This window comes from Streptococcus pneumoniae, assembly GCA_040719455.1.
GTDB classification, from domain to species: domain Bacteria; phylum Bacillota; class Bacilli; order Lactobacillales; family Streptococcaceae; genus Streptococcus; species Streptococcus pneumoniae_G.
On sequence record JBFDTN010000001.1, the window covers coordinates 1,299,740 to 1,319,586 of the forward strand.

The window sequence follows — 19,847 nt, forward strand, 5'->3', positions numbered from 1 at the left end:
TCCTTTATATTATAACACAGGAAGTCAGAAAATGCACGAACTTGTTTGATTAAATTTGAAACGGTATGCGACCAATATTCTGCTCTAAAAGACTCGGATTTCCCAGCTGGTAAATCTTATCAGCCTGCTGGGTTAAGCTGTCCCACGCTTCTTTTCCGATGCGACTAATCAAGGGCACTTCCTGCTTCAACGTCGCTAAATGCTTGCGGCCTTTGTCTGTAAAGCCTAAGACATGGATGGCTTGAGGCAGTGCGCTTTCCCTTGCCTGTACTAAAATATAGGTCAAGAGCCTTCTCACCCGCGCCTTGGTATAACGCTTGGTCGCAATCTTCTCCACTAATTCTTCCATTGATGTTGCCGTTTTAATAGCTTCTCTGATGCGGCTTGCCATCTCTTGATTGACTTGGTAAATCCCTGTCAAATCAGGATTGGAGAGAATCTGGTAGCGCAAATATGGAAAATAATCTGACCAGGAAACATGCGGCGCATGCTCTAGCAGTTTCGCACTTGGGCTAAATCTGGCAATAAATTCTGTATCATCCATTCGACTTCGCAGAGCCGTTGCTGACACAAACTCCAAATGGCTGTCCAAGGAATGAAAACCTGCACCTTTTCGCTCAATAGGGCAAAGAGCAATGCCTTTTCCCGCAACGGCCTTGGCATAGGCAAGAGCTAAGACATGATTAGGTGTATTACCTGAAAAGCTTAGACCTGAAAAGGTCTCCCACATGGTCTGCGTTTTTTCAGGGTAACTGAGATGAGCGGGTAAGCGGGTTAGAAAATCTGCCATTTCAGCACTTTTTGCCTCGTAGAGCTCTGCTATTTTCCCATAGTCCAAAAGCTCCTCCGTCCCAAAGGACAGCCGGTCAATCCCTAGACGAGAGAGAATATCCACCGCCCCTTGAGCGAAAAAATCCGCCGCCTGCACACTGACTAAGAAGGGTAGCTCGACCACCAAGTCCGCTCCATTTTCGAGCGCCATTTGCGCCCTCGTCCACTTGTCCACAATCGCAGGCTCCCCCCGCTGGGTGAAGTTTCCACTCATGGCGACAATCTTTAGGCCTTTGGCTTGCGAAAGCAGGTAGGCATGACCATTATGGAAGGGGTTGAACTCTGCAATAATGCCTGTCACTGTCATTTTTCTGCTACAAAGAACCAGCGTGCGCTTGTCTCTGTCGGATCCTTGTCCTCAAAATCCGCATAGACATTGACATTTTTAAAGCCAGCCTGCTCCAGCAAGACATCATACGTCAAGAGGTCGTAGGTCCGCTCCTCGTGGATTTCATCCACTCGACTGAAACGACCGTCTTCTTCCTGTACAAAGAAGGTCAACTCATGCACAATCGAATGCGGTGGTTCATCCGCATAAGTATCCCAGACAAAGGCAAAATCCTCGGCATTTTCATGATAACTGTAACCTGGAAAGACCTCATCCATTTGATAGGTCGAATGCACATCAAAAAGAAAACGACCACCCTCATTGAGATGCTGGTAAACTTCTTGAAAGACCTGACCAACCTCGACTTCATCTTCCATATAGCAAATGGAATCCGAATAGCAGGTCACCATATCAAACTGACCGAGGTTAGATAAGTCCAGCATATTGCCCTCCAAAAAAGGAATGTCAAGATTTGCTTTCTGACTGCGCTTTTGAGCCAAGTCCAACATCTCACGGCTCAAATCAAGCCCTGTCACATCAAAGCCTGCTTCCTTAAAGCGGATAGATTGAATCCCTGTCCCGCAGGCCAATTCAAGCAGTTTTGTCTTTCCATCGGGGAAATGCCGCAAGCTAAAATCCGTCCATTGGTCATAGAGACTGTCGTCCATAATCGCATCATAGACTGAGGCAAAGGTTTCATAAGTTGCCATTATATTTCCTTTCTTGAAAAAACTCAGCTGGTTCTCAACTGAGTTTTGTATTTTTACGTAGTATAGTCCGTTTAGTTTTGATTTAGTACTAGGCAACAAGTCACAGACATAACTGGAGTTAGGCAAGACGCGTTAACGACGTAATCAATCAAAACTAACTATATTATAGCCACTCGGCTACATCAACACTCTCTGCTTCATGCCACAATTTTTCAAGATTGTAGTGGGCACGCATTTCTTCTGAGAAGATGTGAACGACAACGCCACCGAGGTCTAAAAGGACCCAACCACCTGCTGAATCTCCCTCAATTTGGCTCGCCGCAAATCCTGCTTCTTTGACTTTTTCACGGATATTGTCCGCAATCGCCTCAAGCTGGCGACTATTCATGGAGCTTGCAATGACAAAGTAGTCTGTCACGCTGGTCAGCGATGTGACATCTAGCGCCACAATTTCTTCTGCACGTTTCTCGTCGGCCGCTCGAACGACCAATTCTACTAATTCTTTTTCTTTCACGTTTTACCTCATTATTTTTAACACATCTTCCATTGGAAGAACTTGGGCAAATCTTTCATGCCATAAATCTTCATAGTAATCCTGTAACGTATCAGCAGCAAAATCTTCCGTAGCAAACAGCGTGGTAGACCCTTCCGCAATCGTTACCTGATATCCCAGCTCAAAAGCAACTCTACAAGAGGTATCCACACAATAATTTGTGACCATTCCACACAGGATCAAATGGTTAATCTCCGACTGCTTTAAATATTCATTTAGATCCGTGTCTTTAAACATACTGTTAAAGTGCTTATCTACAATTTTCTCATTATTTCTCACTGCTAAAACATCTGATAGTTCCCACTCTGGACTACCGTAGATAAACTCTTGGTCTGAATGTCGAACAAAAATCACCTCCATGTCACTCCTTCGAGCTTCTGAGAGCAATTCTTGAATATTTTCTAAACATTCCTCAATACGATATGGCTTTGCATCAACTAATAAATTTTGGACATCAATCACAATCAATGCACTTTTCATCTATGACTCCTTTAAATACCCAACATAAGCATTATAGGTTTCAATGGTTTGGGGATAAATTGGAATGCCTTTTTTGGCCAGATGCGCGACAGTTTGCGCTGTTTCAAAAGCAACAGCCTTGTCTAGCGATAGCTTGGCTAGTCTTCTTGCCTCATCAACCCCCGGAAAATCACGGTTGGGCTCAATGTAGTCTGCTACGTAGAGCACCTTATCAAGCAAGGTCATCTCAGCTGCCCCAACCGTATGGCGTTGAATAGCTTGTAAGATATCCGCGTCATCTAGTCCAAAATCTTGACGAATTTTGTAGGCACCGACCATACCATGCCAGACATTATTGCCCCAGGCTTTCAAGTCTTCCCCTAGCTGATACTGATTAATCAAGTCCAAAAAAACTTGATCGTCTACTTCCTTGGCATAATCATGGAGAAGAGCCGCAAGGCTCGCTTTTTGCTCATCACAACCATACTGACGAGCCAGCTTTAATGCTGCTTCTTCCACACCAAGAACATGGCGGAAACGTTTCTCTGACATAGCAGAGCTGATTGCTTCAAGGAGCTGTTCACGGTCAAAGGATAAGTCTCTTGCTATCATTTGTAAAGCCCTTCTTTCTCAATGTAGGTCAAAACAGACTGGGGAAGAAGAAAATTAGGCTTTCTGTCATTTTTCAAAAACTCACGCACCATGCTCGATGAAATATCCATCAGAGGAACATCCACCCAAATCACAGGATAGGAAGTTCCAGCCTTGTAACGTGGACGCTGCACCCCTACAAACTGAACTAAATCAACCAACTCGTTAATTCGATGCCACTTGGGCAAATAATCCACCATATCTGCACCGATGATGAAATAATAATCCGTATCTGGATGTTTTTCCGTCAAGAGTTTCATGGTGTCATAGGTATAACTGATCCCTTTTCGCTCCAGCTCAATGGTCTCAATTCCAAGTCCATCCACACCTTCAATCGCAAGTTCCAGCATCTTCAAACGATGAGCTTCATCGATGGTTTCTTTTTTATCCACATGTGGTGGTTCGTATTCTGGCATGAGAAGCACTTGATCTAACCCCAACTGTTGCCGTACTTGATCAGCTATGACCAGATGGGCATGATGAACAGGGTTGAAATTCCCTCCTAAAATGCCTACTTGTTTGCGTTTTTTTTCCTTTACCTCAGGCTCTAAATCGACCTTCGTAAAGGGAGTTAAGAGTTCAATCGCCATCTCTACTCCTCCATGATCTGTCTGTCTTTATCAGTCAAATCCCTAGATTTCCTTTACTTTTACAGAAAGTTTTCGATTTTCTTTTTTACTGGATTGCTTAAAGAGGATGAGAATACGACCGATTTTCTGCACCGTATCCACTCCAATCTCTTCTTCTAAAATCTCAGCTACCTCATGGATGTTTTCATCCGTATTTTGTAGAAGCGTCACCTTGATTAGCTCTCGTCTGTCTAGTGCTTGACGGACGCTTGTTTTAATCTGATCATTCAAGCCATGTTTTCCAATTTGAATGATTGGTTTCAAATGATGAGCTTGACTGTTTAAAAAAGCTCGTTGTTTTGATGTTAATGCCATAGTATTTCCTTTTTATATGATTGCTTTTCGTGTGACAACTCCTACACCCTCTGGTGCCCAAGCTGCCACTTTTGCTGCGCCATTCACTCGAATCCAACCAAGACCCGAGAAAACAACGTCTGTCTTTTCCGTAATCGTAAACTCATGCTTAACGAGAGTTGGAAAAGCCTCTATCTCTTTCTTACCAGGCGGAGTCAATAAACTTCCCACATGCTTGTCATAAAAAGCATTTGCACCATCTAACTTAGTCCGATGAAGGTTTAATTCATTATCCACATAAGCTGTAAAGCCTTGCTTACTTCCTGCGACAAAATCAAAGCGTGCTAAGCCACCCAAAAAGAGAGTTTGCTCAGGATTTAGCTGATAAGTCTTGGGCTTGATTTCTTTCCTAGGGCTGGCAAATTTGAGATTTTTCCCAGACAAATAATGAGCCATCTGATGGCGATGGATAATCCCTGGAGTATCGTAGATATAAGAACCATCCGCAAGCGGAATCTCAATTTTATCCAAAGTGGTGCCTGGAAAACGAGAGGTGGTGATCACATCCTTATCTCCTGTAATCTCCTGAATGATTGCGTTAATCAAGGTTGATTTGCCAACATTGGTCACCCCAACGACATAGACATCACGACCAGCTCTCAGCTTTTCAATCTTTTCGATCAATTCCTTGATCGCTTCTTTCTGCTGGGCACTGGTCAAGATAACATCCAAAGGACGCAAACCTTCTTCGTGGGCACGCTCAGTCAGCCATTGGGTCACTTTACTACTCTTGACTGATTTTGGTAAAATATCCTTTTTATTTCCGACGAGCAGAATGTCATTTCCTGACACAAAACGAGGAAGCCCTGGAATAATCGAGCCATTGAAATCAAAAATATCAATGACATTGACCACCAAAGCCTTGCTATCTCCCACCTCATGCAAGAGTCTTAAAAATTCATCATCGGTGATTTGCACATCAGTGATTTCATTATAATGACGCAGACGAAAACAGCGCTGGCAGTACAATTCCCCAGTTTCTAAACCTTTTTCCAAGGCACTTTGAGGCGTATAGCCCATCTTATCCTTGTGTTCTGTCTGAATCGCGACTCCACAGCCGATACAAAGAAGTTCTTCCATCTTATATTCCTTTTGTAAATTGAATTGGGCCGTATTTCTCCTTGATTTGTTTGAGAACACGGCGCTCACGCGCCCGATTGATTTGGGTATTAATCGAGTCATGTTTGACCAAGGGTTTGACTAAAATTGAGCGAATCCCTGCTCGATGAGCTGCACGAATGTCTGTCATGAGCTGATCTCCGACCATGACAACCTCGTTCTTGTCAATCGAAAACTTCCTCAAGGCTCGATCAATCCCAAAAGTGAAAGGCTTCAGCGACCAATAGACATAGTCGATCCCAAAACGCTCTACCGCACGGCGCACCCGCTTTTGCGTGTTATTAGACACGACCACAACTTTAATCCCAGCGTCTCGCATATCATGCAACCACTGACGCATTTCCTTAGTCCCATCAGGGTTATTCCAGGCAATCAAGGTATTGTCCAAATCGACCAATACCGCAGAAATACCATGCTTTTCTAAACTCTCTACTGTCAAATCATAAACTGCCTCAATCGCAAAATCAGGCATATAATTCTCAATTCCCACATTTCACTCCAAAAAATTCTGCTTTCTTTATTGTATCATAAATTAGCCAGTCACGCACCTAGAATCTTTTAGGCAATGAAAAAGCACCAGTAAAACTGGCGATTTTTCTTACATTTCTTCAAAAGCGTCTTTCATCTTGTCGAAAAATCCTTTTTTCTTGGGATGGACATTGATATTTCCTGCAGCTGCGAAATCTTTCAAGGCTGCTTTTTGTTTGTCATTGAGGTTGGTTGGTGTGACGACATTGACGGTCACATATTGGTCACCCACAGCTCCCCCACGAAGACTTGGAGCACCCTTGCCTCGCAAGCGGAATCGTTTACCTGTTTGCGTTCCTTCTGGAATGGTCAACTCCACATTACCATGAACCGTTGGGATTTCTACACTGTCCCCCAAGGCTGCTTGAACAAAGTTAAGGTCTAATTTGTAGAAGATGGTGGAGCCATCACGCTCAAACTTATCACTGGCTTCGACCTGCACTAAGACATACAAATCCCCATACGGACCGCCATTAAAACCAGCTTCCCCTTGACCAGCTAGGCGGATTTGTTGCCCAGTTTCTACCCCTGCTGGCACTTTTACAGTTACCGTGTGCGCTTGTTTTTCATGACCTGTGCCGTGACAAGTGTTACATGGCGTTTTGATTTCTTTTCCACGACCATGACAGACATCACAGGTCACTTGACGGCGCATCATACCAAGCGGTGTTTGAGTATCGACATTGATGACCCCTGCGCCATGACAGCGACCACAGGTCACAGGGCTGGTTCCTGGTTTTGCACCAGAACCTGTACAAGTCCGACAAGTTGCTTCGCGATTATAGCTGACTTCTTTTTCAGCCCCAAAAATCGCTTCTTCAAACTTCAAATTCACACGGTATTGAAGATCGTCTCCCTGACGCGGTGCATTTGGATTACGACTTGCACCACCGCCTCCAAAGAAGCTAGAGAAGATGTCCTCAAAACCTCCAAAACCTGCACCGTCAAAGCCACTAAAGCCTCCACCGCCAAAACCACCTTGGGCACCCGCAGCGCCGTATTGGTCATAGGCAGCCCTCTTTTGGCTATCGCTAAGTGTTTCATAAGCCTCTTGAATGTCCTTGTATTTTTGCTCCGCACCAGCCTCTTTATTGATGTCTGGATGGTACTTCTTAGACATTTTCCGATAAGCCTTCTTAATCTCATCTTGAGACGCATCCTTAGATACCCCAAGACGATCGTAAAATTCAGTGTTGTTCATAATTAAGATGTTAAGCCGTTAAACAACTCGAAGAAAAATAGGAAACCTGACGAAGATGCTTTGCATCTAGGAATGGTTTATCTTTTTTCAAAGAGTTGTAGGCGTACTCAATTCCTTTCTGTTAAAATGCTAAGTCAACAAATGACTTAAAGGAAATAGGGAAATTTACCAAAGATACCAAGCCCGTAAACGGCAAAGTCAAAATAGCAAATGTGACGAAGACGCTTGCGTCTAGGAAACGTTTGTACCTAAAGGTAGCCATATCTGTAAGCCAGCTATGCTGGAACAGCTATGTCTCTTTTTGACATGACGTTAGGGCGGGTTCGATTACTCAAACCACATATCCTTTCTTATAAAGTTAAAACGGAAACAAGCTCCACACACTAGGGCGTACTCAATTCCTTTCTGTTAAAGTTAAGTATAGAAAAGATGTTTACTCAGATTAGCGCAACTCATTTATATCAAGCTATAATCTCCTGAAACAGACGTTTTCACTAGGATTTTAGCCCAGGTTCTCACATCAAGCTAACCCACTCTTCCCATTTCTTACTAGCAAAGCAGGAGCCAAGAAATCCTCCCTAGCTCCTTGCTATATGTATCTTGCGATACTTGTTTTCATTTGTGTATGTGACCTGATATCAATTGCTAGTAGAACAATTCATCTACCAAAATAGACTGAGTTCCAAGAGTATCTTCATATCGTCACATTATAGTTAAACTCGGACAATCTATATCAGCTGAACTGAGTTCGAGCTAAAAGTCTTGCAAAAAAGATAGATGGGCTAGCGTTCTATGAACGCTTCACCAATCTCCTATTTTTGCTGGGACTTTTTTAACGCTCTCACATCTTATTTTTCCGTAAACTCTCCGTCTACTACGTCGTCGCCTGCTGGGTTAGGGTTTGTTGCTGCTTCTCCTCCTTGGGCTGCTTGTTGTGCTGCTGCGGCTTGTTCGTACAATTTAACGGCTAAGCCTTGGGCTTTTTCATTCAAGTTTTCCAATTTCGCTTTCATGTCGTCCAAGTTGTTTGCTTCTTGAGCGGCTTTCAATTCGTCAAGGGCTGCTTGGGCTGCATCGCGTTCAGCATCGAATCCTTTACCTTCGGTTTCTTTGATTGTTTTTTCAGTCGCAAAGATTGCTTGGTCTACTTCGTTACGAAGGTCCACTTCTTCTTTACGTTTTTTATCTGCTTCTGCGTTTGCTTCTGCATCTTTCATCATGCGGTCGATTTCTTCATCTGTCAAGCCTGAATTTGATTGGATAACGATGGTTTGCTCTTTTTGAGTTCCAAGGTCTTTGGCTTTAACAGATACGATACCGTTTTTGTCAATATCAAAGGTTACTTCGATTTGAGGAATTCCACGAGGTGCAGCTGGGATGTCTGTCAATTGGAAGCGACCAAGTGTTTTGTTGTCTGCTGCCATTGGACGCTCACCTTGAAGAACGTGAATATCTACTGCTGGTTGATTGTCTGCTGCAGTTGAGAAGACTTGTGATTTAGAAGTTGGGATAGTAGTATTGCGGTCAATAAGTTTTGTAAATACACCACCCATGGTCTCGATACCAAGTGACAATGGTGTTACGTCAAGAAGAACTACGTCTTTCACATCACCAGAGATAACCCCACCTTGGATTGCAGCACCCATAGCAACAACTTCGTCAGGGTTAACAGATTTGTTTGGTTCTTTACCAGTTTCAGCTTTAACGGCTTCAACAACAGCTGGGATACGAGTTGAACCACCGACAAGGATTACTTCATCAATTTCTGAGATAGAAAGTCCTGCGTCTGACAATGCACGGCGAACTGGCTCTTTTGTACGTTCTACAAGGTCACGAGTCAAATCATCAAATTTCGCACGAGTAAGGGTCATTTCCAAGTGAAGAGGTCCTGCTTCTCCTGCTGTGATAAATGGCAAGCTGATTTGAGTTGATGTCACACCTGAAAGATCTTTCTTGGCTTTTTCAGCCGCATCTTTCAAACGTTGAACTGCCATTTTATCAGCTGACAAATCAATCCCGTTTTCTTTCTTGAATTCCGCAACCAAGTGGTCAATGATTTTTTGGTCAAAGTCATCTCCACCAAGTTTGTTGTCACCTGCAGTTGCAAGAACATCAAAGACACCATCACCTAACTCAAGGATTGAAACGTCAAACGTTCCTCCACCAAGGTCAAATACCAAGATTTTTTCTTCTTTGTCTGTCTTGTCAAGTCCGTAAGCAAGGGCTGCTGCTGTTGGCTCGTTGACGATACGTTCTACTTCAAGGCCTGCAATTTTACCAGCATCTTTTGTCGCTTGACGTTGTGCATCGTTGAAGTAAGCAGGTACAGTGATGACTGCTTTGGTTACTTTTTCACCAAGATATTCTTCTGCATAACCTTTCAAGTATTGAAGAATCATCGCAGAAATTTCTTGTGGAGTGTATTCTTTACCGTTTGCAGCAACTTTTTCAGAAGTTCCCATTTTTGATTTGATAGAGATAATCGTATCTGGGTTTGTTACCGCTTGGCGTTTTGCAGCATCACCAACGATGATTTCACCATTTTTGAATGATACAACAGACGGAGTTGTACGATTTCCTTCTGGGTTTGCAATGATTTTGCTTTCTGTTCCTTCAAGAACAGCTACTGCAGAGTTTGTAGTTCCTAAGTCAATACCAATAATTTTAGACATGTTTTAGATACCAAGAACCGCTCGGAAGCCATCATTTCAAGCCCTCCATTCCGGTTCTTTTCCTTTCCTAATGTTTATTTTCTAATGTACTTTCGTGATCAATTTACAGATAGTTTAAGGACATCTCGGTCCAGAATCATTCTATTTTTAAACCAGACAAGGCACCAGCTATAACTATCCCATCATTTGTTTTAGACCTAGGCAATGCGGTATATAGATACCAATCATCAACTAGGCTTGATTGTTTCCCTTTAATCTAGGCAAGGCGTCAGCCATAACTAGCCTATCATTTGTTTTAGACCTAGGCAATGCGGCGCAGGCATAACTGAAGTTAGGCAAGCCGCATTAACGCAGGGATAGAGCAAATGAGAGAGCTAGTTATAGACGACTACCATAGCAGGACGCAAAACCCTCTCATGCAACTTATAGCCTTTTTGGAAGACTTGGGCAATGGTATCAGCTGGGTGTTCATCGTCTGCCGGCATGGTTTGAATAGCCATGTGGAAGTTAGGGTCGAACGCCCCATCCGCCGCCACTTCTTCAATACCTTCGTCTTTGAGTGCTTGAATGAGGCTTTCTTGTACCATTTCAAGGCCTTTTTTCACATCGTCTGTCAATCCTTCCACGGCTAAAGCACGCTCAAGGTTATCGAGGGATGGCAAGATTGCCTTAGCCAAATCTTGGCTGCGGTACTTTTGCAAGATTTGGCGTTCTTCGCTACTGCGACGTTGAATATTTTGCATTTCAGCTACGGCACGCAGGTACTTGTTTTCAAAGTCTTCTGCACGCTCGTTGGCCAATTCTAATTCTGATTTTTCTTGAGGCGCTTCTTCTTGGACAACTTCTTCTGTCCCTTCCACTTCCTCAACTTGTTCTTCTTTTTTAATTTCTTCGGTCACACGAAACCTCCTTTATAACATATTTCGGAATGCTCTCTTCTTAATGAATTGAACTCGAGCTAAAATCTCGGAAAAAGAGACATAGCTGTTCTAGCTTTAGCTAGATTACAGATATGGCCACCTTTAGGTATGAACACTCCTAAAAGCCTCAGCTTCTACGTCGTATTCCCTATTTTTTCCGTAGCTGTTACGAGCTTGCTCGTTGTACAGATACGGATGCCCTTGGGGTACACCTCGATTTTTTCACGCCCTCGTATCTTAATGAACCTCGTAGTGGTTGCTACTTAAATATCGATAAAAATCGGTTAGTTTCATCATGAGGACGCGGTTGACGAGATTGATCAGGCTCATCAGGCGGTTGTAGTCCACGTTGATGGGGCCGATGACAGACAATAGTCCAAATCCGCGATAGGGGATAAGAAACTTGGTCGTCACCACGGTCAAATTAGAGAGCGATTGTTCTCGGCTGTCAGCCACCTTGACACTTTGCATTTCATCTTCTGCTAGGTTGCTTCGCATTTCAAGGGCTACCTTTTGCGGAAAATCAAAGAACTGATAAGCTCTGATATCTGCAAAATCGAGCAAGCGAATCTTTCCAGCAGTCACGACATCCTCTGTAAAGAGGTCTGAGAAAATGTGTTCAAAGAGATGAAGGACATTGTCTGTCGTGACGAAATGCCGTTGGATAATCTGGGGAATCTCGGTCCGTAGCTTGTAGTGAATATCAAGGACGGACTTTCCAAGCAGGCGCTCCCGCACCAGACTTCTCACTTCCATTAAATCTTCACGGAGAAAATTCTTTGGAATGGCAAACTGTCTGGTCAGGGTCTTTGACTCATCCAAGGTCATAACGGCTAGAGCTGCATGCTGACTGAGGATAACGATGTCAAAGGCTGTTAGCTTTTGCTGGCTGGGCTCGACATCGAGCACTGCCACCGTACAAGCTGTCAGATCAGAAAGAATAGTCGCTGCCGTCTGGAAAATATCGTCCAAGCGGAAAAACTCGCGGTCAAAACTTCTGACGACTTGATAGACATCCTCTTCAGCTAGACTATCAAAGGTAAGAGAATGCTCCACAAAGTATTTAAAACCCTCCACACTAGGCATTCGACCACTCGATGTATGGGCTTTTTCAAGGAGCCCTTTTTTCTCGAGAGCCGCCATTTCATTTCGAATGGTTGCACTACTTGAGGCAATACTTTCTTGGAGAGCTTTTGATCCGACTGGTTCGTGTGTTTTCGTAAAGATTTCAACGATTAAATTTAGAATTTCATGTTGGCGTTCTGTTACCAAAACCTCACCTCCAATCCGGATTCTCTTGTTAGCACTCTAACCTTTCGAGTGCTAACTCATGATTCTATTATACACCGATTATTCTCAAAGTCAAGGGGAAAACCTCAATTTTTAGCACTCTTTTTGCTTGAGTGCTAGAAATCCGTCTGAGGACCTAGAAACTATTTACTATAATAATCTGGATTTTTTAAAATTTAAGAGTATAATAGAAGATAAAAAGGAGGAATTTCTTATGAAAAAATGGTTCATTCGCTCTCTCTTTCTCCTATTCCTCTTTGTAAATCCTTCTGTTTTAGCAGATGATTTACAAGTGAGTGCTTATCATATTGATGTTTCCGTGCAGCAAAATGGCGATTTGGCTGTCAGTGAAGAAATGACTTTTCAAGCAGACCGTCATTATAACGGTGTTTACTATCATTTAGACAAGCAGGAAACCGAGGGAACATACACCCAGGTAACGGATATTTCTGCAAGTGAGAAGACAGATCAAGGCGAGCAAGTGCTCACCGAATCAAGTAGCGGTCAGGAGCAAACCTATCAGCTTTCAGATACTGGTTCCTATCTGAAGTTTAAATTATTTTTGCCACTTGATGCGAATGCTCGCACCGTACTTCTTCGCTATACGCTCAAGAGCTCCGTTATCAATTATCTTGATGTAGCGGAAATCAATCGAAAATTCGTAGGTCAGGGCTGGGATATTGACCAAGAAAATATCCGAATCCATATCCGTTTTCCCAAAGCTCTATCAGCGGATACACTCAAGGCTTGGGGGCATGCGAGTGACCAAGGAGAGGTCCGCATTGATCCAGATTACAAAGGAGTGACCTTTACCAGTCCACGCAATCAATCTGGTGATTTCATCGAAACAAGAGTACTCTTTTCACCAGATGTCACAGCGGACAATCCAAATCGTGTGTCAGAAAAAGCTTGGGATCGTATCGCCCAAGAAGAGGGACAACGTGCCTACGAACGATTGCGCCATCAAAAAGAAATCGAGGAAGAAAAAAAGCAAGCTCATACCCTGTCTATCAGCCTATTGCCAATCATGGGAACGACCTTACTGGGTGTCTATTTCTTTGTCCATAGACCCTATAAAAGATGGACAGAAAAACTACCACTGGTTCCTGAGCATCTATTTGATATTCCACGAGACATCTCGCCTGCGGTTATGCATATCACCGTCTTTAAAAAACTAGATGGTGCTGACATGGGGGCTACTTTGCTTGATTTAGTCCGCAAGAAAAAGGTCGCTTTAGACAGCTTGACAAACGATTCTGGCTTTACACTTCTTTCACGAGAAAATCTTCTCCCTCATGAAGAAGTGCTCATCTCTCTCCTATTTGATAAGATTAGCTCAAATCAATCTTGGGTTACACTTAGTCAAATCAAACGCTACGCTAAAAAACATCCTAGCAGCTATGCCAATCGGATTGAAGACTTCAGAAAAGCTGCACGAAATCAAGCACCACATTACACAGATCAGGATACTCGCTTTTCTGCGATTTATACATGGATTTCAAGTAGTATTGCAGTCCTTGCCCTGCTTGCTAGTCTTTGGACCTTAAGGTTGTCTATGGACTTCTTCCCCTATACCATGATCGTCTTAGTATTTGGCATCTTCATCTTCCTATCTAATCGATTCTTTTCCAAACGTCGAACTCTTGAGGAAGAATACGAATATCGGCAATGGAAAGCTTTTAAGCAGATGCTCATAGATATTAGTCGACTGGACACCGCTGACATCGCAGCAGTCACGATTTGGGACCATATCTTAGTCTATGCTGTATCACTCGGTGTCGCTAAAAACGTTATCCACAGACTAAAAGAGGTCTTTCCAGAAGGTCTGCCAGATACAGACTGGAACACCGATTACCAGAGATTTATTTATAACACTGCCTTTTTCCACCAGTTTAATAACTCCTTCCAACAATCCTATGAAACCGCAACTTCTATCAATGCAAGCGGCAGCGGTGGGGGATTTAGCGGAGGTAGTTCAGGTGGCTTTGGAGGAGGATCTGGCGGCGGTGGATTTTAAGAACCTGTATTCACAGCTCAGCAATTCTAATCAGAAGCTTATGAATACAGATTCTAAGCAAAAAAGTTGGCTATTGCCAACTTTTTTATGTTTTATTTCGATCTTTCCACCAGCGATAGAGATAATCCCTATCAAGACAGGATGCAACAGCACAATCCCATCAGTGATCATCTTTGCAAGAGTGAGATGGTCAAACTGCAGGCGATGCAGGTTTATTCCAAAATTGATGCATAAGATGGGTATAGTCAAGAGAGCAGATTTCTTATTACATTCCCGTTTCATCTTCATTTCTCCTTTTTATACCGTTTTCTCAATGTATAAAATCCAATTCCGCAATAAATCAAAATCAATAGATAGGCAAGTGCCAACATTCTCCAGAACCATAACAAAGGATCATCTATGTAGCGTGGATGAATGGCATTTTTAAAGACAATGAGCATCAACGGTATGAACACTACAAATCGCCTTTTGAAGATCCGTCCAATCATCTCAAGTTTGGTCTGATTGTCACTATAAATCTCCATGTTCTCTCCCTCTACGACTGCTTTTCGGAAGCAAACGAAATTGTTACAGATAAAGACACGCTCCCAGCCATAGTCTTCGTACATCTGATAATAGGCAGACTCACTCTCTCCTAATTGGGGTTTGAAGTCAAGCCGATAAACCACATCTGCTGGCTCGCAAGACTCAAATATGTATAAACATCTATATTTCACTTCCTTTAATTTCCAGCCCTTGCAGTGCATCGCCGTCAAATATGCCTCATTTTTTTCGAAATCAGTAATTAAAAAAGTTTACATTCCTTTTTCATCTTCCATCTCCTTTACGAGTCGACTTAAGCGATAACGATAAACACCTTCCAAAACAAGGTAGAAAACAGAAAAGAACAAAGTTGTAACGAAACGCTTTAGAGTCCATCCCCTACTAAGGATGTTCATGATCAGACTAGAACCTACCCAAGCTAGGCCTATCATAGCGACCACATGCATGGATCTTATCCGCTGTTTTTGAACTTCAAAACGCGAATCCACATCACTATACAAGTCCAACTCTGACGGATGTTGCGCATCTGCTACTTTCTTGCGAAATACGACATTAAAGCCAGATTGACAGACAAACTCCCAGCCCATATCTCGGTAGATATTGAGATAGCCCTCGGTCACATAGCCTTCATGAAAATAATCACACCGATATACCACGTCTTCTTTCTCACAAGACTCAAAAATCAAAGTTCCTGTCCATCTAGCATGGCGAACCAAAGCCCAACCCTGTTTATGCATGTGACGTAAGTAGTCTTCTTGCTTTTCTAAGCTCTTCCAAACCCGTACTTTCTTTTCCATCAGTCATCAACCTCCTGACTATTGCGGTACAAGCGCTCAATCCGCTTCTTCTCCAAATCTAAAATCTCTCGCCCAATCTCTGTGGCACGATAAATCCTGCGTTTTTGCTCCTCACGGACAAAGACAATCAAGCCATCTCGCTCCATTTTTGATAAAGTCCCATACATGGTCCCAGGGCTGATGAGGAGCTCCCCGTCTGTCATCTCCTTTACTTTTTGGGTAATACTGTATCCATGTCGTTCCTTTTGCAGACAAAAAAGGATGTAAAAGCCCGTTTCTGTCATGGGCATATAAATGCGCCGTAATTTTTCATCCATATTTGCACCTCGATATATCGAACCTTGATATAAAAAGTATATCGCAGTTCGATGTATTTGTCAAGAAAAATATGGATTTTTTTCCAAAAGAAAAACGCCAGAAATCTGACGTTTACTGACCAGCTTTTTCCAAAAGCTCGATGTATTCTTCTAAGACGAGATTATGATCAGCCATATAGCGAGCCGAGTCTTTACCAACATAGCGATAGTGCCAATTTTCAAAATCCACTCCTGTAATATCACTCTTGTCCTTTGGATAGCGAAGGACAAAGCCAAAATCAGGAGCTAGGCTTGAGATTTGTTCTGCTAACTCATCTGACTGACCACTTGGCACACTAATATCCAAGGCAAGACCTGTCTGATGTTCACTCGCCCCAGGAATTTGGATTTGGTGCCCTACTAATTCTTCAGCCTCTTCGTGCGACAGACCGTCCATCTCTGCCAACTCAACTGCTTCATGATAAAGTTCCGTCTGCTCTTCCTTACTCCGATAGCCAGAAATCAAGGTCTCCTCTGGCTCAATCTGGCGTATAGCCGCTAAAAAGTCTTTAATCGCTTGCTCAATCCGACTATCTACCTCAATATCCTCTAACTTAGCTAGCTTAGAAGGATTGACATCTGTCGGGTGACTACGATTGACCAAAATCAAGTTCCAGTCATCTCTTGATACCTTTGGCAAGGCTTCTTTTTTCTCTGTCATCACTTGTAAGACAGACTGCTCGGATTGCTTCGATTCTGTATTTTGAGATGCAGGATTCAACCAATTTGGATCAAAAAATAGAACTAAAGCTATCAAGGCTATCAATAGTAGAAGCGAGCAAAGCTGTACTACTCTTCGTATCTTCTTATTCACCAGCTTCCTCCAGTACTCTAGCCCCTATTTCTCGATAGGACATATCACCGATACGATCAATGCTAAAGACACCATCTTCATAGTCCACTACGGTCACACTACCATTTTGCAAACCAAGACCACGAGGCGTTGTATGGTCAATCAACCAAGCAAAGGTCCCAATCGTCATACCGTGGCTCACAACAATGGCATTGCCTCCACCTTGTTCTTCCACGGCTTTTGCAATGGCAGTAAAGCCTTCTAAAATCCGACCACTCAAGGTTTCCCACGATTCTGCCCAGCCAGCCGTATCGACCTCTACCAAACCTTCCGCAAGCTCTGCATAGCTCAGCTGGTGCACATGATCTACATGAAACACGCGCGGAATCAAGCCCATGAACAACTCTCCATCATAGGCACCATCAAAACTACCAAAGCACCACTCCCGAATCCGCTTGTCATACTGATAAGGAATCTTTCCTATCAAGCCCAGCTCTTCTAAAATAATCCCCATGGTCTGAATCGTCCGACCACTGTCACTTGAAAAGGCTAAATCAAAGTTTAAACCAGACTCTCGCAACCCAATTCCTAACTCATGAATACCTCGCTCCCCCTCTGCTGTCAGCGGAGTGTCACTCCAACCTTGCGCCCGACCGATGGTATTAAACATGGTTTTTCCATGACGCACCAGATACAATCTTGTTTTTGCCATTTTTATCCTCCCTAGTTTCGCCGTCTTACTTCTACTCTTGAAGAGTATCAATCTTTTCTATTATACCATAGTTTTTATGACTTGGTTGGATTGAATACTGGGAAATAAAAAGAGAGCAAGGCTCAATCATAAGCCTTGCTCTCTTTCTAAAAGTCTTATAGTTCAAAAAAGGAAATTTTTTTACTATATTCTACTTAGTTTTTTCCATAGGTTTGCTGCGCTTTGTCTTGTTTTGAAAATTGTTTTTTGTAGTTTACTTTGATGAGTTTGGTCATATCTACTACCTCATTTCTTTTGATAGTCTTAGTATACCCTTTCAAGCTTAAAGCAGACTTAGAATTTTCTTATACAAAGCTTAATCCAAATGTTCCTTTTTCTTCACATTTAGGGCTAAAATCTGCCACTCGGGATCTTCTTGCCATTGAGGAGTAGCAACCACGCTTGCAGCGACCTTTCTTGCTTCTTCTAAGATCGGATAGTCCTCAAGGAGATTTGCTACTTGAAATTCTGGGATACCTGATTGTCTGGTGCCAAAGATTTCTCCAGATCCTCGCATTTTCAAATCCTCTTCTGCAAGGATAAATCCATTAGTTGTCTCTGTCATGATTTTCATGCGTTGTTGAGCTGATTCTGTCTTAGGATTGGCGACTAAAATAGCATAGGATTGCTTATCTCCACGCCCCACTCGACCTCGAAGCTGATGGAGCTGGCTCAGTCCAAAACGGTCAGCATCCATAATCATCATGACCGTCGCATTGGGCACATTGACCCCAACTTCAATGACTGTGGTGGATACCAAAAGATCCGTCTTTTTCTCCTTAAAGTCTTGCATAATCAGATCTTTCTCTTCGCTTTTCATCTTGCCATGTAGCAAGGCAATGCGCGCTTTATCGCCAAAATAGGCTTTTAACTCCTCCTCCAAAGCCAGAGCATTTTTCAAATCGAGGGCTTCTGACTCCTCAATCAAGGGTGAGATGACATAGGCTTGCGAGCCTTTTTGAAGCTCTTTTAAAAGCCAGTCAAGGACTACTGGCATCTGCTCGTGTTTGACCCACCGTGTGACAATGGGTTTGCGCCCAGCAGGCATTTGGTCAATGATAGAGACATCCATATCCCCAAAAGCCGTAATCGCCAAAGTCCGTGGAATGGGGGTTGCTGTCATCATAAGCACATCAGGATTTTGACCTTTTTCCCGTAAAACCCGCCGTTGTCCCACTCCAAAACGATGTTGCTCATCAATGATAATCAAGCCGAGTTTCTGATAGTCCACTCCTTCTTGGATAAGAGCATGAGTTCCCACGATTAACTCCGCCTCCCCAGTCGCAATCGCTGAAAGAGCCTCTCTTTTCTCCGCAGCCTTCATACTGCCTGTTAAGAGAACCAAGTTTAAGTCTGGAAATAATTCTCTCAAACTTTCTGCATGCTGCTCAGCCAAGATTTCTGTTGGAACCATGAGAGCTGACTGAAAACTCGCCGTATAAGCCGCATACATAGCAAGTGCTGCTACAACTGTTTTTCCACTTCCCACATCCCCCTGCAAGAGACGATTCATGTGGGAGCTTGAGCGCATGTCTGCCAAAATCTCCGAAAGGCTAGTCTCCTGTGCTGCTGTCAATGCAAACGGTAGGGCAGCTTTTTTCTCATGTAACTGCTCTTCATCCCAAGCCAAAACAAGTCCATTTCCCTCATCCTTGGTCTGGGATTTTAAGACTTGTAATTGCAACTGAAAATAGAGAAGCTCTTCAAACTTCATGCGCCGAATCGCCTGCTTATACTCTGCCAAATCCTTGGGAAAATGCATAGCGCGCACGGCTTGAGTTCGCCTCATCAGCTGGTAGCGCTCTAACAAAGACTCTGGTAGATTTTCCTCAAGCAAGAGATCTAGCCCCTCATCAAAGGCTTTCTTGATGATTTTGACAAGATTGGCTTGACTGATGCCTTGCGCCACACGATAAACCGGCTGCAAATCATCTGCTACCTGCGCCAAAAGCTTCATCCCTGTTAAGCTCGCTTTTTTCTTATCCCATTTTCCAAAGACAGCAATCGTCTGCCCCAGCTCAATCTTGTCTGCTAAGTAGGGCTGGTTGAAAAAATTGATCGCAAGAACGGCTTCACCTTGCTTGATGGAAAAACGCAGGCGATTTCGCTTAAAGCCGTAATATTGGACATTAGCAGGCGTTGTGACCTCGCCTGTAATCACTGCCTTCTCACCATCTTCTAACTCCAGCACATTCTTTGTCTGAAAATCCTCATACCGAAAAGGAAAGTAGAGTAATAAATCCTCTAAGGTCGCAATGCCTAATTTTAAATATTTCTCAGCTGACTTAGGTCCCACACCTGAAAGCACCGTCAAAGGTTGGTGTAAATTCATAAAACTCCTTTCC

The 19,847-nt window shown here is 43.2% G+C and carries 21 protein-coding genes; 1 reads left to right on the forward strand and 20 read right to left on the reverse strand.

Going from position 1 to position 19,847, the window contains the following annotated elements:
- Positions 1-49: 49 nt before the first annotated feature.
- The 13 genes from AB1I63_06220 to hrcA all read right to left on the reverse strand — a co-directional run bounded on the left by AB1I63_06220 (position 50) and on the right by hrcA (position 12,227).
- A complete protein-coding gene (locus tag AB1I63_06220) occupies positions 50-1,138 on the reverse strand; it encodes a nucleotidyltransferase (protein ID MEW4354479.1) in 1,089 nt (362 codons plus the stop codon).
- Positions 1,135-1,869, reverse strand: coding sequence for a class I SAM-dependent methyltransferase (locus AB1I63_06225; protein MEW4354480.1), 735 nt, complete (start codon positions 1,867-1,869; stop codon positions 1,135-1,137). Before AB1I63_06225 ends, AB1I63_06220 begins: the two co-directional genes overlap by 4 nt.
- A 163-nt stretch (positions 1,870-2,032) precedes the next feature.
- Positions 2,033-2,383, reverse strand: a complete 351-nt coding sequence (rsfS, locus tag AB1I63_06230; GenBank protein MEW4354481.1) for a ribosome silencing factor — start codon at positions 2,381-2,383, stop codon at positions 2,033-2,035.
- 3 nt (positions 2,384-2,386) lie between these two features.
- A complete protein-coding gene (locus tag AB1I63_06235; GenBank protein ID MEW4354482.1) occupies positions 2,387-2,902 on the reverse strand; it encodes a cysteine hydrolase family protein in 516 nt (171 codons plus the stop codon).
- On the reverse strand, positions 2,903-3,493 hold the full coding sequence (yqeK, locus tag AB1I63_06240; protein MEW4354483.1) for a bis(5'-nucleosyl)-tetraphosphatase (symmetrical) YqeK: 591 nt from the start codon (positions 3,491-3,493) through the stop codon (positions 2,903-2,905). It lies immediately after the preceding gene.
- Positions 3,490-4,122 (reverse strand): nicotinate-nucleotide adenylyltransferase, encoded by a 633-nt coding sequence (locus AB1I63_06245; GenBank protein ID MEW4354484.1) that lies wholly within the window; start codon positions 4,120-4,122, stop codon positions 3,490-3,492. The genes yqeK and AB1I63_06245 overlap by 4 nt, the downstream gene beginning before the upstream one ends.
- A gap of 42 nt (positions 4,123-4,164) precedes the next feature.
- Positions 4,165-4,476 carry a ribosome assembly RNA-binding protein YhbY gene (gene yhbY / locus AB1I63_06250; GenBank protein MEW4354485.1) on the reverse strand — a complete coding sequence of 104 codons (312 nt, stop codon included), beginning with the start codon at positions 4,474-4,476 and terminating at the stop codon, positions 4,165-4,167.
- Positions 4,477-4,488: 12 nt separating this feature from the next.
- Positions 4,489-5,595 carry a ribosome biogenesis GTPase YqeH gene (yqeH, locus tag AB1I63_06255; protein MEW4354486.1) on the reverse strand — a complete coding sequence of 369 codons (1,107 nt, stop codon included), beginning with the start codon at positions 5,593-5,595 and terminating at the stop codon, positions 4,489-4,491.
- Between the two features lies 1 nt (position 5,596).
- Positions 5,597-6,124, reverse strand: coding sequence for a YqeG family HAD IIIA-type phosphatase (locus AB1I63_06260; GenBank protein MEW4354487.1), 528 nt, complete (start codon positions 6,122-6,124; stop codon positions 5,597-5,599).
- A 108-nt stretch (positions 6,125-6,232) separates the two neighbouring features.
- Entirely contained in the window at positions 6,233-7,363 is a 1,131-nt protein-coding gene (dnaJ, locus tag AB1I63_06265) for a molecular chaperone DnaJ (protein ID MEW4354488.1), read from the reverse strand.
- 848 nt (positions 7,364-8,211) lie between these two features.
- Positions 8,212-10,035: a molecular chaperone DnaK gene (gene dnaK, locus AB1I63_06270; GenBank protein MEW4354489.1), complete on the reverse strand. Its 1,824-nt coding sequence runs from the start codon at positions 10,033-10,035 to the stop codon at positions 8,212-8,214.
- A gap of 374 nt (positions 10,036-10,409) precedes the next feature.
- A complete protein-coding gene (grpE, locus tag AB1I63_06275) occupies positions 10,410-10,934 on the reverse strand; it encodes a nucleotide exchange factor GrpE (GenBank protein MEW4354490.1) in 525 nt (174 codons plus the stop codon).
- 258 nt (positions 10,935-11,192) lie between these two features.
- On the reverse strand, positions 11,193-12,227 hold the full coding sequence (hrcA, locus tag AB1I63_06280; GenBank protein MEW4354491.1) for a heat-inducible transcriptional repressor HrcA: 1,035 nt from the start codon (positions 12,225-12,227) through the stop codon (positions 11,193-11,195).
- A 232-nt stretch (positions 12,228-12,459) separates the two neighbouring features.
- On the opposite strand from hrcA, the gene AB1I63_06285 reads away from it, so the two are divergent.
- A complete protein-coding gene (locus AB1I63_06285) occupies positions 12,460-14,262 on the forward strand; it encodes a DUF2207 domain-containing protein (GenBank protein ID MEW4354492.1) in 1,803 nt (600 codons plus the stop codon).
- Positions 14,263-14,292: 30 nt separating this feature from the next.
- Here the strand turns inward: AB1I63_06285 and AB1I63_06290 are convergent, their stop codons facing one another.
- From AB1I63_06290 to recG, 7 genes are all read right to left on the reverse strand, one after another.
- A complete protein-coding gene (locus AB1I63_06290; GenBank protein ID MEW4354493.1) occupies positions 14,293-14,544 on the reverse strand; it encodes a hypothetical protein in 252 nt (83 codons plus the stop codon).
- Positions 14,545-14,546: 2 nt separating this feature from the next.
- Positions 14,547-15,047, reverse strand: a complete 501-nt coding sequence (locus AB1I63_06295) for a DUF2812 domain-containing protein (protein ID MEW4354494.1) — start codon at positions 15,045-15,047, stop codon at positions 14,547-14,549.
- 9 nt (positions 15,048-15,056) lie between these two features.
- On the reverse strand, positions 15,057-15,602 hold the full coding sequence (locus tag AB1I63_06300) for a DUF2812 domain-containing protein (protein MEW4354495.1): 546 nt from the start codon (positions 15,600-15,602) through the stop codon (positions 15,057-15,059).
- A complete protein-coding gene (locus AB1I63_06305) occupies positions 15,602-15,919 on the reverse strand; it encodes a PadR family transcriptional regulator (protein MEW4354496.1) in 318 nt (105 codons plus the stop codon). Before AB1I63_06305 ends, AB1I63_06300 begins: the two co-directional genes overlap by 1 nt.
- A 112-nt stretch (positions 15,920-16,031) precedes the next feature.
- Complete coding sequence (locus AB1I63_06310; GenBank protein ID MEW4354497.1) at positions 16,032-16,772, reverse strand: M15 family metallopeptidase; 741 nt, start codon at positions 16,770-16,772, stop codon at positions 16,032-16,034.
- Positions 16,765-17,463: a histidine phosphatase family protein gene (locus AB1I63_06315; GenBank protein ID MEW4354498.1), complete on the reverse strand. Its 699-nt coding sequence runs from the start codon at positions 17,461-17,463 to the stop codon at positions 16,765-16,767. The genes AB1I63_06310 and AB1I63_06315 overlap by 8 nt, the downstream gene beginning before the upstream one ends.
- 355 nt (positions 17,464-17,818) lie before the next feature.
- Complete coding sequence (recG, locus tag AB1I63_06320; GenBank protein ID MEW4354499.1) at positions 17,819-19,834, reverse strand: ATP-dependent DNA helicase RecG; 2,016 nt, start codon at positions 19,832-19,834, stop codon at positions 17,819-17,821.
- Between the last annotated feature and the right edge of the window lie 13 nt (positions 19,835-19,847).